The 13,472-nt window shown below is 39.4% G+C and carries 10 protein-coding genes; 6 read left to right on the top strand and 4 right to left on the bottom strand.

Translation table 11 applies throughout. The annotated features are described in order from the left end of the window. Nucleotides 1–6: 6 nt before the first annotated feature. Together ACZ5WS_RS15400 and putA are read right to left on the bottom strand one after the other, a co-directional pair. Entirely contained in the window at nt 7–1,203 is a 1,197-nt protein-coding gene (locus ACZ5WS_RS15400) for an HD-GYP domain-containing protein (protein WP_138605657.1), read from the bottom strand. A 109-nt stretch (nt 1,204–1,312) separates the two neighbouring features. Continuing rightward, complete coding sequence (gene putA, locus ACZ5WS_RS15395) at nt 1,313–5,116, bottom strand: bifunctional proline dehydrogenase/L-glutamate gamma-semialdehyde dehydrogenase PutA (RefSeq protein ID WP_138605655.1); 3,804 nt, start codon at nt 5,114–5,116, stop codon at nt 1,313–1,315. 169 nt (nt 5,117–5,285) lie between these two features. Between putA and ACZ5WS_RS15390 the strand changes: the two genes are divergently transcribed. After that, nucleotides 5,286–5,768: a winged helix-turn-helix transcriptional regulator gene (locus ACZ5WS_RS15390; RefSeq protein ID WP_010391063.1), complete on the top strand. Its 483-nt coding sequence runs from the start codon at nt 5,286–5,288 to the stop codon at nt 5,766–5,768. Nucleotides 5,769–5,856: 88 nt separating this feature from the next. Here ACZ5WS_RS15390 and ACZ5WS_RS15385 read toward each other — a convergent pair whose 3' ends face one another. Further along, complete coding sequence (locus ACZ5WS_RS15385; protein ID WP_138605653.1) at nt 5,857–6,462, bottom strand: TIGR04211 family SH3 domain-containing protein; 606 nt, start codon at nt 6,460–6,462, stop codon at nt 5,857–5,859. 212 nt (nt 6,463–6,674) lie between these two features. Between ACZ5WS_RS15385 and ACZ5WS_RS15380 the strand changes: the two genes are divergently transcribed. Next, nucleotides 6,675–8,195, top strand: coding sequence for a CYTH and CHAD domain-containing protein (locus tag ACZ5WS_RS15380; RefSeq protein WP_464709659.1), 1,521 nt, complete (start codon nt 6,675–6,677; stop codon nt 8,193–8,195). Beyond that, on the top strand, nt 8,195–8,887 hold the full coding sequence (locus ACZ5WS_RS15375; RefSeq protein ID WP_464709657.1) for an START domain-containing protein: 693 nt from the start codon (nt 8,195–8,197) through the stop codon (nt 8,885–8,887). Before ACZ5WS_RS15380 ends, ACZ5WS_RS15375 begins: the two co-directional genes overlap by 1 nt. A 46-nt stretch (nt 8,888–8,933) precedes the next feature. Here the strand turns inward: ACZ5WS_RS15375 and ACZ5WS_RS15370 are convergent, their stop codons facing one another. Further along, nucleotides 8,934–10,451: a S10 family peptidase gene (locus tag ACZ5WS_RS15370; RefSeq protein ID WP_464709655.1), complete on the bottom strand. Its 1,518-nt coding sequence runs from the start codon at nt 10,449–10,451 to the stop codon at nt 8,934–8,936. 306 nt (nt 10,452–10,757) lie between these two features. Between ACZ5WS_RS15370 and ACZ5WS_RS15365 the strand changes: the two genes are divergently transcribed. The 3 genes from ACZ5WS_RS15365 to ACZ5WS_RS15355 all read left to right on the top strand — a co-directional run bounded on the left by ACZ5WS_RS15365 (nt 10,758) and on the right by ACZ5WS_RS15355 (nt 13,372). Further along, entirely contained in the window at nt 10,758–11,540 is a 783-nt protein-coding gene (locus ACZ5WS_RS15365) for a response regulator (protein WP_464709653.1), read from the top strand. A gap of 254 nt (nt 11,541–11,794) precedes the next feature. Further along, complete coding sequence (locus ACZ5WS_RS15360) at nt 11,795–12,133, top strand: P-II family nitrogen regulator (protein ID WP_010391070.1); 339 nt, start codon at nt 11,795–11,797, stop codon at nt 12,131–12,133. Between the two features lie 9 nt (nt 12,134–12,142). Beyond that, on the top strand, nt 12,143–13,372 hold the full coding sequence (locus ACZ5WS_RS15355; RefSeq protein WP_054202014.1) for an ammonium transporter: 1,230 nt from the start codon (nt 12,143–12,145) through the stop codon (nt 13,370–13,372). Nucleotides 13,373–13,472: the final 100 nt, after the last annotated feature.

The raw sequence follows: 13,472 nt of genomic DNA, 5'->3' as shown, positions 1-13,472 counted from the left end.
GGCCAATTAACTAAAGATAGAGTGCCTATAAAAGCCTTCTAAATCTATATTATATTCTTTGGGTTTTATTGCTGATTCAAGCGTGTCTTGCGTTCTTTTGTTTGATAAGTCAACGTCTTGAACTTCAGTGTAACGCCCATGTTTTGCATTAAAAAACGTTTTTACTACTGGCTTTAATGGTGTTGCAGGATTGCTTTGAGTAACGAGTCCCACCTTTTGGCTTGAGAGTTTTACCAGTGTGCCCACAGGGTGAATACCAATGCACTGAATAAACTTATTAAGTAGCACCCCATCAAAGCTATCTGGGCAGCCTTGCTTTAAAATTTTAAATGCTCTAATTGGCTCCATGCCTGCTTTATAAACCCGTTCAGCGGTTAATGCATCATAAACATCAACAATAGACGCCATACGAACGTACTGGCTTATTTCATTGCCTTGTTTGCCAAAGGGATAGCCTTTACCATCTAAACGCTCGTGATGCATACCTGCAATATCTACGGCAATCCCCGTTAATCCTGCGTCTTCTAGTATCTCTTTGCTAAAGAGCGCATGATTTTGCATCACTTTGAATTCTTCGTCCGTGTAACGACCTGGTTTGTTGAGAATAGCATCAGGGATTTTTATTTTTCCCATATCATGTAAAAGAGCGCCAGTGGCAAGTTCTTCAATAATTGCTTTTTCAATACCGAGATGTTTGGCAAAAATACTCATTAAAATAGACACATTTATCGAGTGCTCTAACAAATAGGCGTCTTTTTGGCGCATTTGTGTAATGCACGCTAGAGCATCTTGATTTCTAAATACGGAGTCAATAAACCCACTAGCCAGTTCTTTAAAAGGCGCAACATCAACAGTACGCCCAGACTCTATATCGCCAAAAGCTTTGGTTTGCAGGTTTTTTGCTTCATCGTAAAGCTTTTTAGCTTTACTCATTTCTTGCTCAGCACTGTGGGTAATTAACCAAGGATCGCGCTTTTTGATTTCGTGCTGAGTAGGTGAGGTTGCTTGTGTTTCAGGTGCTTCAGATTCGAGCATTTTATCAGGGTCGATTTCAACCTCTAAAATTCCTGATTTTATTAATTTATCAATTCCACTTTGAGTTTTAACCCAGCCTTGGTTTTTTATTCTAATGCTACCAGTTTGTTTAACAACTTTTTGTACAAACATACCAGGCTTTAGCTGTGAAGTAGGAATGATTTTCAAAGTGAACTCTAATTAACAGTTATTATTTTTTAAATTAACAAATAAATGCGTAGATAGGAATAAAAAAGGCATCAAATAGATGCCTTTATTTAGATTAATGCATTAATTGCTATTCATCATCTTCAACAAGGGTCATCAATGAGGTGTTACCGCCTGATGCCGTCGTGTCTATACTGATTGTTTTTTCAGTAATTAAGCGCTTAATTAGCGTGTCGTAATACTCAGAGCTGATCACTGGTAGTATTGCGCCTTTACGTTGTGCAAGCTGTTGGCTGAAGTAGCCTAAGCGAGAAGAACGTGCAGCAACTACCGCACCGGCTAGGTGAGGATGCGCCAATATCGCTTGTAATTGATTTGGTTTAGCTACTTGGAAAACACCTTCAGCAACGCCAGTCGCAATAAACTTATCTCTAAAAGCAACCGCTTCATCATAAAATATTTCAGATGCTACCGTTATTACCGTGTTACCAGCAGCAAGCGCGGTAATAATCGATAGTGCCCAAAAGTTAAATGAGGTGCTCTTATCTGCGTAACATACTACACAGCCGCGTGCTTCAAGGTGAAGAGTGTTTGACTCACCCGTTGGCCCCGGTAAGGTTGTATATTTGCGCATGTGCTTTTCTAAGCGGTTTAACTGAGCACGTGCATCGGCAAGCGTTAACGCTAAATCGTCTGCAAGATCATCAATAATTTCAACGGTTGCTACTTTCGCTAATAACTGACGCACCGCAGAAACACGATCATTCAGTGGTGTTGCACGCCAAATTTTTTCATCGCGCATAGAGTTAACCATTAGCTTTTCTACTTGCTCATTTGCGCCACTGTAGTGGTGTAAATCAAGCTCGTCTGGCGTTAGGTTAGTCATTTGTACGTTATCTGGTGATGCTTTTTCTTTAATTAAGCGTTGTAGGTAGTTTGGTCCACCGGCTTTAGGGCCAGTACCCGATAGTCCACGGCCACCAAATGGTTGCACGCCAACAATCGCACCAATCATATTACGGTTTACGTAAACATTACCTGCGCGCGACATTTTAGCTAGGTGTTCACAGCGCTCTTCAATACGAGAATGAATACCCATTGTTAAGCCGTAACCGGTGTTGTTAATTTGGTCGACAACACTATCAAGCTCACTCGCTTTAAAGCGGATCACATGTACACACGGGCCAAATACTTCACGCTTTAATACCGATAAGTCTTTGATTTCGTATAAACGTGGTGCAAAGAAAAATGCGCCATTTTCGCTGTTATCAGGAATTTTACACTCGTAGTGAAGTGTTGCATTACCTTTTAGGTATTCAACATGAGCATTAAGTGTTTTCAGCGCTTTTTCATCAATTACAGGGCCTACGTCTGTAGAGAGTAATGATGGGTCGCCAATATGTAACTCAGCAAGTGCGCCTTTGATCATATCGATAATGCCATCAGCAACATCTTCTTGAATAAAGAGCACGCGTAATGCCGAACAACGTTGACCGGCACTTTGGAAACCAGAACTGATAACATCATCAACAACTTGCTCAGGAAGCGCTGTTGAGTCAACAATCATACAGTTTTGACCGCCAGTTTCTGCAATTAAAGGTACTTGAATATCGTTACGTGCAGCTAATGTTTGCGAAATAAGCGTGCCCGTTTCAGTTGAACCTGTAAACATAACAGCTTGAATGCGCTCATCTGGCACAATGGTTTTACCTACTTCGCTACCGCGAGCAATCACAGGCTGTACAACGTGCTCAGGTAAACCAACAGAAAGCATTAATTCAATAGCGCGTAGGGCAATTAAGCTCGTCTGTTCTGCAGGTTTTGCAATTACAGTGTTACCCGTAACGATAGCAGCTGCAACTTGACCTAAGAAAATAGCGAGTGGGAAGTTCCATGGGCTAATACATAAAATCACACCACGAGCTTCAAAGCGCTCATCTTGAGCAAGCTCTTCAGCACGGGCAGCGTAGTAACGACAAAAATCAACCGCTTCGCGTACTTCATCAATACCATCTTGTGCCACTTTACCTGCTTCTTTGATACAGATAGCAACAAGTTCATCATGATGACGCTCTAAAATATCAGCAACGCGACGCAATAAATTAGCGCGCTCTTTTACTGGCGTTTGTGACCATGATTCAAAAGCGGTTTCAGCGTTGGCTAGCAACACTTTCATTTCATCGCTATTTTGTAATTTCACATGGCCAATAATTTCTTTATGGTTTGCTGGGTTTTTAACTGCCAGCGCGCCCTCTGGTACTTGGCTTTCTTCAATTAAGTGCTCTTCAAACCAAGTGTCTAAATTTTCTTTAAACGGGGTTATCACGTTAATATCAGTTAAATCCATACCCTTTGAGTTGGCACGTTCTTCACCGTATAAATCAATTGGCATTTTTATTTGCGTGTTGTACTTATTACGTAATCCTTGCAGTGTTTCAACAGGATCTGGTAATAATGCTTCAACCGGTTGAGTGGTATCTACAATGGCATTTACAAAAGATGAGTTAGCACCATTTTCTAGTAAACGACGAACAAGGTAAGCAAGTAGGTCTTCGTGCTGGCCTACTGGTGCGTATACACGACACTGGATTTTTTCTTCATTAACGATTTGGTCAAATAAAGATTCACCCATACCGTGCAGACGTTGGAATTCAAAACCTTGGTTATCACCTTTCGCTACTTCTAAAATAGTCGCTGCAGTATAGGCGTTGTGTGTTGCAAATTGCGGGTAAAGCACATCTCGTGCTTCAAGCATTTTAATCGCACATGCTTTGTATGACACATCTGTGGTTGCTTTACGGGTAAATACCGGGAAGAAGTCTAAACCATCTTGTTGCGTGGTTTTGATTTCGGTATCCCAGTATGCGCCTTTTACTAAACGCACCATCATTTTACGACCCACACGGGTTGCTAGGTCTGTTAGCCATTCAATAACAAAAATAGCGCGTTTTTGATACGCCTGAACCGCTAAACCAAAACCTTGCCAATCGCCAAGGTCGTCATCGCTAAATACCGCTTCAATAACATCGAGAGAAATATCCAAACGGTCTGCTTCTTCAGCATCAACAGTAAAACCGATGTCGTATTTTTTAGCGGCAAGAGCAAGTTCTTTTAGTTTTGGAACGATTTCTTCCATCACGCGCTCTTTATGAGTAAATTCATAACGCGGATGAATAGCCGATAACTTTACAGAAATACCTGGGCTTTTAATCGGGCCACGACCATTCGCCGCTTTACCGATAGCATGAATCGCATTCATGTAGCTGTCGAAATAACGCTTAGCGTCTTTCATTGTGCGAGCGCCTTCACCTAGCATATCGTATGAATATACATAGCCTTTTTGCTCTTTTTCAGCCGCGCGCTCAATTGCTTCGTTAATGGTACGACCCATTACGAATTGCTTACCCATTATCTTCATCGCAAAGTTCACAGACTTACGAATAACTGGCTCGCCTAAACGACCAATTGTTTTTTTAAGTATGCCAAACTGCTGCTCTTTCGTTTTGTCGTTATAGTTAACCATTTTACCGGTTACTAGTAATCCCCAAGACGAGGCATTAACGAATAAAGAATCACTACTACCTAAGTGAGAGCTCCAATCGCCATTTGCTAATTTATCACGTATTAATGTTTCTTGAGTTGCTTTATCAGGAACACGAAGCAATGCTTCGGCTAAACACATTAATACCACACCTTCTTCACTCGATAGTGAAAATTCATTTAATAGCGCATCAACACCGCTTTGACCATCTTGGTCTTTACGAATGTTTAAAACTATTTGGCGAGCTCTTTCCCATGCACGGCTTCGTGCTTTAACACCGACTTCTGCAAGTGGTAAAATGTGATCAATAACCGCATTTTCATCAATACGGTAAAAGTCACGGATCTTCTGTCTGATCGGACAAGTCGTTGTTAAATCGCCATTGAATAACATAAGCAACCCTCAGGAGTGTTAAGACTTAGGATAATTGTTAATTACCGCTAAATGTTGTTGGTGTAAAGCGTGCATTCTAATTAAAATCCAACAGAATATGCTGGTTAATTTCGCCGTTTTACGATAATTTACAGGGCATATTATTAACTTATCCATATAAAATACTGATATGACTAATCCGAATAGATTACGCCTGCTTGATCGTATCGATATATCAATTTTAGACGTTTTGCAGCGCAATGGTAGAATTTCAAATGTTAACCTCGCAAAGCAGGTGAATTTAAGCCCCAGTCCCTGTTTAGATAGGGTTAAACGTTTAGAGCAAGAGGGCTATATTGAAGGGTATTTCGCTAAATTAAGTGAGGAAAAACTTAATCAAAGCTTAGTGGCCCATGTGCAGGTATCATTAGTTACCTCAAATACAGCCGTATTTAAAGTATTTCGTGAACACATTCTTAAAATTAAGCAGGTTGTTGAGTGTGATATGGTAGCGGGTGGTTATGACTATTTATTAAAAATTCGCGTTTCCAACATGGACGAATACAGAGAAGTATTAGGTGATTTGGTTGATATTCCGGGAGTGGGCACACACCACACTTACATGGTAATAGAAAAAATCAAACAAGACCCTGGGCTTCGTTTAGATATATAACGCAGGTATTTTTTTAAAGATAAAATATAGCAGGCATAAAAAAAGCATCATATGATGCTTTTTTTATGCCTGCTATATTAAGTTAAGCTTATGCCCAACCTTCATAGCGTTTTCTTCGTGATAACACGATAGTTAAGATAATCCCTAAGAACAAACCTAAAAATGCAATGGCTCCACCGTAAGTAAGTAACTGGCGTTTTTCTTTAGCACTGGTTGCTTGTTTTAGTTGTTGTTCTTGAGAAAGTTCACCTTGTAACTGACTAATTTGTGCTAATAGTTGCGCGTTTTGTTCGGTTAACTGTGTGTTTTGCTCTTGCAGCTCAGGTAACTCAACTTGCGCTTGGCGAAGTCTATTTTGCATAGTGCTTATTTCATTATTGAGGGCTTGGTATTGTTGTTTTAAACCCGCTGATTCACTAATGAATTTAGCTTCTACCCAGCCTTCACGATCTTTATCATCTTTAACTTTTATAAAGCCATTTTGTTCATCAGATAATAAAGTGAGTTGTGTACCTGCATCTATTGAACCAAGTAAGCGATAGTCTTTACTGGCACCTGAGCGCATGAAAGTATACAAATTATCGATTATATAAGCTGTTTTAGCATTAGTCGGCGACGTTGATTGAGCTTCCTCTGCTTGGCTCATAAACGGGGCGGCTGTTAAAAGCAGCCATAGTAAACAGTGTTTTAGCATTTATCTACCTTGTTAATCTAGCAGTGTCCGTTGTGAACGTGATTTTTATTTCGCATAAGTATATAGATAGTATGGATTTAATAGTTTAATAGCAAGACAGATATTGTAACCAGAGCATTTTGCTTGCGTGTTTATGACTAAAAAATTTGCAATATAGGGCTGCTTTGTTTATTTTGAGCACTTATTAATTTTAAGGGTAATCCGCAAGCCTAATGGATACTGAGATAGAACTGAAATTTTTGGTATCAGATGACGTCATTCCACTGATCCCCTCACTAATTACTCAATTTGCAAAAACAGTCACAAACAAACCTTCTAAAAGTTTGCAAAATGCTTATTATGATACACCAAGCAGAGAGTTAAGAGCACTCGATATTGGCTTTAGAACGCGTTGTACAGACGAGCGCTGTGAGCAAACAATTAAGCTAGCAGGAGAAGTGGTCGGGGGCTTACATCAGCGCCCAGAATACAATCTTCCAATAGAAACAAACCGACCAAATCTAATGGCGTTTGATTCATCAATTTGGCCTCACGGTATGCAAATTGATGCCATATCACAAAATCTATACCCTATTTTTAGTACTAATTTTATTCGCCGTAAGTGGTTAATAGAAACCCCAAATGGTGCCAAAATTGAAGTGGTATTAGATAAAGGTGAAATTGCTGCGTCAGGTAAGGTAGAAATCATCAGCGAGCTTGAAATCGAGCTGGTTGAAGGTAGTCGTGAGGAGCTATTTGCTTTTGCAGATATATTAGTGAGCCAAAACAGCATTCGTTTAGGGCTCTATTCAAAAGCAGCAAGAGGCTATCGCCTTGCGGATGAAACACCGCTACAACCAAGTAAATCAATCGGCTTTGTTAAACTTAATAAGCAAGTCACTCAAGAGCAAGCTCTTATTGAAGCTATGGGGTTTGGAATTCGCTTTGTGCAAAAACACGAGCAATGCTACTTCGATAAGCCGAGCTTAAAAACATTAAAGCGGGTAACCGATGGCATTAGTTTAATTAGACACAATTTTTGGTTGTTTGACGATATTGTTAGTAAAGAAAGTACCGATCACCTCAGAACAGAGCTAAAGTGGTTATTAAGTGAATTAGCATGGGTTGAAAATGCGATTCAGTTAAAAACTTATACCTCTAAGCGCCATGCTTTTTATAAAAAAATAAATAGTGCTCCTGCGTTAACGCAAGTTATAAACGATTTAAAAGAGTTACAGCCGAGCATTGACGATATTTTTTCGCTTTTTCATAGTGCCCGCTACAACCGTTTATTGCTGAGCTTAACAACGTGGCTGATAAATAAGCAGTGGCGTAAAGATTGGAGCCAAGCAGAGCTTCAAAATGCAGAGCAACCTATTTTAGATATTGCTCATCGCTTATTTGATAAAGATTGGAAAAACTTACACCGTTTACTCCCTAAAGAGCAAAGCTTAGCAGGCAATGATTACTTAAACTTTCGCACTCAATTAGAAAATAGCTTACTCAGTGGTAATTGTTTAGGCGCACTGTTTAATAAAGATGAGCGATTAGAATTTAGGCTCCCTTGGCTGGATATTTCTCATGGGATGTATGAGTTAAGCACGCTTGATTATTTAAAACAGCTGTGTGGCGGGCAAGAAGATGCTCAACTGGCAAAAATACAACTATGGTTAGAACAAAAATCTGACTTTTTAGTTAGTGCCATGGAGCAAAGTCGACACGCCTCATTTGATACAGAACCCTATTGGCTTTAATGGCTAAGCACTTTTGTAGCCGGATTTTGCTGCAAAAGTGCATGATTTTTTCACTTTTGTGTTTTGCTACCAATGTGTGTTCACAGCCATCTTGGCAACTTTACGAAAGTAAACAAGGGGTAAGTGTTTATTTTCAGCGTTTAACTGATGATACCGTGAAAATGAAAGCTGAAACGGTGGTTAACAATGTCACCGCAGAGGATTTAGTTGCTTTACTTAGTGATACCGATACAGCTCCTAGCTGGATAGAAAATATTACTAAGGTCACGTTACTCAAAAGTTTAAGCCCTTCAGAAAATCTTGTTTATAGTTATATTGACTCCCCGTGGCCTGTTAGCAATAGAGATGTGATTACTTATTCGTGCTATACAAGGGTGAGTTCGTTGCAAACGCAGCTTAGTATTCACGCGCGCCCAGATTTTTTACCTAAAACTAAAGGGGTAATAAGAATAAGCACCTTAGATGCAATGTGGCTGTTAACTCAGCAGGCGAAAAATTTGCACATTAGTTATCAGGTATATGCGTTACCAGGCGGTAAGATACCCACGTGGTTAAATAATCGGATCGCCCTAAAAAGCACCCTTAAGACGCTAATAAATCTTGCTGAAATACTCACTACTAAGCAGTACATAGCAAAGCCAACCGTTATTCGCACCGGTAATTGCACACATACCGAACCGCCGCAGTTATAAACAAAAAAGTGACCTAAGAGGTCACTTTTTAGTGGGTAAAAGCTAATTAGTATTTAGCGGATTCACCGTCTTTGGGTAAAGACTGATTTATAAACTCGCGTAAATCGTTATTAGAGCTTTCTAAATCTGCGTGGCGTAGATACATCATATGGCCACTGCGGTAGCCTTTAAAGCTTAACCTATCTTGCATTTTACCACTTGGATCTAATTGCCACATAGTATATTTGGCATCAAAGTAATTGGTTGCACCGTCAAAATAGCCCGCCTGAACCATTACATTTAAATAAGGGTTTTGAGCCATGGCTAAGCGTAAATTTTCACCGGTATTATTTCCGCTTCTGTCCCATGGGTGAACGTTACCAAATAAGTTATATTTGATATCGGTTTTGTAATTAAGCTCTTCACGAAGATAATAGTTAATTGCAGGAGTGAAAGAATGCAGCCATGATGTAAGCTCTGCCCAGTAATCTGGAGACTCACCGGCATCGCGTTTATCTATGCCTAAATAGCGCGAATCCAGTCGACCAACCATTTGTCCGCGTTCACGCAACAACTCTTTCCAAAAAAACTGTGTTGGAATATCTAAATTGTTTTGACTAACAAATGTTTCAGATAAACCCGCATATTCAGCCATTTTTTTAATAATACGACGTTTTTCGTCAGGCGCAATAAAGCCGCCTTTTGCAAGCGCAGGAATAAGCTCATTAACAGTAAACTGTTCAACTTCTGGTAATAGCTCGTCTAAATCTTTTGCTTGTAAATCGGCGTTTAATGCTTTGTGGTACCATGCAGTAGCTGCAAAGTAAGGTAGGCGGTTAGCTGCTTTTACTGGTCCGTCGCGTTTAATACCGATATCGGTAGGAGAAACGAGTACAACACCGTTAATGTACATCCACTGACTATTTTGCAGCTCATGTGCTAAACCCGATACACGAGTAGTACCATAGCTTTCACCAATTAAAAACTTTGGAGAGCGCCAACGTTCATTTCGAGATACAAAAGTATTAAGCCATTCTGCGAGGTACTTTATATCGGCATTAACGCCAAAAAATAGCTCTTTTTGTTTATCTTTGGGTAAAAGGTTACCGTCTTTATCTTCAACAACACGTGAATAACCTGTATTTACAGGATTTACATAAACGATATCCGCTACATCTAAAACCGAATAAGGGTTATCTTTTACACCATAAGGTTGAATTGGGTAGCCTTCGTCGTCAATTTTTAAAACACGAGGGCCGGTGTAAGCTAAATGCATCCAAACCGATGCTGAGCCTGGGCCACCATTAAATGAAATAAGTAATGGACGCTTTGTTCTGTCATCTACTTTATCGCGGGTGTAGTAAGTGTATTGAAGGGTTGCTATGGCATCTCCCTTGTTATCCCATACCGGTTGTGTGCCTGTTGCTACCGTATAAGAAAATCGTTCGTTATTTATTTTTGCTTTGTGCTGAGTAACTACTTTACTGTCGATATCAATACGGCGTTGATTATCGGCAAACGTTGCACTTGTAAATGTAAGTGCAATTGCGGTAATGGGTAAAAATAGACTTCGACTAAATTTCATAACTAACCCTTTTTATTTTATGTACTGCAGTTATAGCGATATTTGAGTAAAAAACAAAAGTATTGAGACTAGCTGCCGATAATAATCGTTGAGTTTATGTAATTAAGATTAATCTCAACATAGCAAACAGGCGAAATATACTTGATGTGTATGCCATACTGTAAGTTTAAGGCGATTAAAAAATTTAATTATTAATTAAGTTTTTTAAGTTATTGGTCGCTTTAATTTTTTTTAAATGGATGCTTGAGAGTGATTTATTTTTAGGTTTATTACCATATAAGGGTGAACGTAAATGAAAGGGAGTTTATGCAACGGGTTTTAATTGTTGAAGATAATATAAGGGTAAAACAGGTACTCAAACATATTGCTGCTCATTACCTTGATGTGCGGGTTGATTTCGCTCAGTCACTTACTCAATGTAAAAAGTTACTAAATCAAACTAGTTATTCGCTCGCGTTAGTTGATTTATCTGTTGGTGGGCAAATCGATACTGATATAACTCGCTTTACACTGTCGCAAGGTATCCCTACGTTGGTGATGACAACGCAAACAGATGAGCATACACGTTTAAAAATGCTGGAATTAGGTATTATCGATTACGTCATTAAAGATAATCGCGACTCTTATCTTTACGCCATAAAATTTGTAGCACAGTTATTGCGTAACCAGGGGCGCAAAGCGCTGGTTGTAGATAATTCCTTATTGAGCAGTAGCTTGGTTAAGCAAATGCTCGAAAAACAATTGTTTGACGTTATTACTGTTGATAATAGTGCGCAAGCTCTTCATATACTTGAGCATGATCAGGTAATCAACTTAGTGATCACTGACCATAACTTATCAGGTATGAATGGTTTTGAATTAATTAGAGCAATTCGTAATATTAAAAGCCGTGAGCAATTGGCCATTATTGGTTTAGCTGATGTATATAGTTATGGCGTTGCTGCACGATTTATTAAATCAGGTGCGAATGACTTTTTGACTAAACCCTTCACCCATGAAGAGTTTCACTTTCGAGTGGTACAAACTATGGAGTCAATATGGCTAAGTGATGCTCAAAAAACGGCTTTGTCTTTCGATGCGACAGAGTAACTTTAATCTTAAATACATTATCAATGTGTATTTGGGAGTGTAACGGTTAGTTAAAGACGATTATTTGCGTATTTATCGACTCGCACCAATTCTGTATTTTGCTTAAAAAAAGCGCACCTAAATGGTGCGCTTTTTTGTTTTTTATATTATTTAATTTAATAACCCTCTGTTTTTATTTGTAATTTAAAGGTGGCACAAAGGTTGGATTGTATAGAGCAAATACAATAACAAGCTAGTGTCCTAAGGGGGCCTTTGTGAAAATGATCAGTGCAATAATAAAGCCATTCAAACTAGATGATGTGCGTGAAGCACTCGCTGATTTAGGCATCGAAGGAATGACCGTGGTTGACGTTAAGGGGTTTGGACGTCAAAGAGGTCATACAGAGTTATACCGTGGTGCAGAGTACCAAGTTGACTTTATACCTAAAATTAAACTTGAAATTGCCACTCGTAGTGAAAATTGCCAACGCGTTGTAGAGACTATTACCAAAGTTGCTGGAACGGGCAAAATTGGTGACGGCAAAATTTTTGTTTACGACTTAGATCAAATTGTCCGTATTCGTACTGGCGAACTTGATGATGATGCAATTTAAGGGGGCAACATGGAAAATACAATTATAGAGCTGAAGTTTTCGCTCGATACGTTTTACTTTTTAATCTCTGGCATCTTAGTTATGTGGATGGCAGCTGGTTTTGCAATGTTAGAAGCAGGTTTAGTGCGCTCAAAAAATACCACAGAAATCCTAACTAAAAATATCGCACTTTATTCTATCGCTTGTACTATGTTTTTGTTGGTCGGTTACAACATTATGTATGTAGACAACGTTGAAGGCGGAATAATTCCTTCATTTGGTGGCCTAATAGGTAGTCAAGCGGCAGACGCCGATCATTCACTAGAGTCTGATTTTTTCTTCCAAGTAGTATTTGTTGCAACGGCTATGTCTATTGTATCTGGCGCCGTAGCGGAGCGTATGAAGTTATGGGCTTTCTTAGTGTTTACAGTAGTACTTACAGGATTAATTTACCCAATTGAAGGTTACTGGACATGGGGTGGCGGCTTCCTATCTGAATTAGGCTTTGTTGATTTTGCAGGTTCTGCCATTGTCCATGCAACCGGTGCAGCTGCAGCGCTTGCGGGTGTAATTCTACTGGGTGCACGTAAAGGTAAATATGGTAAAAATGGTGAAATTTACCCAATTCCAGGTTCAAACTTGCCACTTGCTACATTGGGTACATTTATTTTATGGATGGGTTGGTTTGGCTTTAACGGTGGATCACAGTTATTAATTTCAGATAAAGAAAATGCAACTGCAGTAGGTCAAATACTACTTAACACCAATGCTGCTGCAGCTATGGGTGCAATTTCAGCCTTGTTCTTATGTAAATTATTATGGGGTAAGGCAGATTTAACCATGGTACTTAATGGCGCACTTGCAGGCTTAGTGGTTATTACTGCAGATCCATTATCACCATCACCATTAATGGCGTGTTTATATGGCCTACTAGGTGGGTCTTTGGTTGTACTAAGCATTGTGGCACTTGATAAAGTGAAAATTGACGACCCTGTAGGTGCCATCTCTGTGCATGGTGTATGTGGCATATTAGGTGTGGTATTAGTGCCGGTTACTAATGCCGAGGCTAACCTTGTGGCACAGTTAATTGGTTTACTATGTATCATTGGCTTTGTGTTTATCGCATCATTCATTGTTTGGGCAGTCTTAAAACAAACTATGGGTATTCGTGTTACCGAAGAGGAAGAGCTAAACGGTATGGATCAACATGATTGTGGTATTGATGCTTACCCAGAATTTGTTTCAGTAAGAAGTAATTAAAAGTAAAAGTATTGTGTGTTCAATCAAAGCCCTACTCAGTTAGGGCTTTTTTGATTTCAGGAAGGGTTAATTTTTCAGGTGTTAGAGTAATGTGATAAGC

It is taken from the genome of Pseudoalteromonas sp. 11L1 (genome assembly GCF_055397545.1).
Note: the sequence above shows the minus strand (reverse complement) of the source record. Positions and strands in the feature narration are given on the sequence as shown.

Bases quoted from the DNA above. Each gene is read 5' to 3' on its own strand.
- ACZ5WS_RS15380 (WP_464709659.1), top strand. From the start codon at position 6,675: ATGGATACTGAGATAGAACTGAAATTTTTGGTATCAGATGACGTCATT.
- ACZ5WS_RS15385 (WP_138605653.1), bottom strand. From the start codon at position 6,462: ATGCTAAAACACTGTTTACTATGGCTGCTTTTAACAGCCGCCCCGTTT.
- ACZ5WS_RS15355 (WP_054202014.1), top strand. From the start codon at position 12,143: ATGGAAAATACAATTATAGAGCTGAAGTTTTCGCTCGATACGTTTTAC.
- ACZ5WS_RS15370 (WP_464709655.1), bottom strand. From the start codon at position 10,451: ATGAAATTTAGTCGAAGTCTATTTTTACCCATTACCGCAATTGCACTT.
- putA (WP_138605655.1), bottom strand. From the start codon at position 5,116: ATGTTATTCAATGGCGATTTAACAACGACTTGTCCGATCAGACAGAAG.
- ACZ5WS_RS15365 (WP_464709653.1), top strand. From the start codon at position 10,758: ATGCAACGGGTTTTAATTGTTGAAGATAATATAAGGGTAAAACAGGTA.
- ACZ5WS_RS15375 (WP_464709657.1), top strand. From the start codon at position 8,195: ATGGCTAAGCACTTTTGTAGCCGGATTTTGCTGCAAAAGTGCATGATT.
- ACZ5WS_RS15390 (WP_010391063.1), top strand. From the start codon at position 5,286: ATGACTAATCCGAATAGATTACGCCTGCTTGATCGTATCGATATATCA.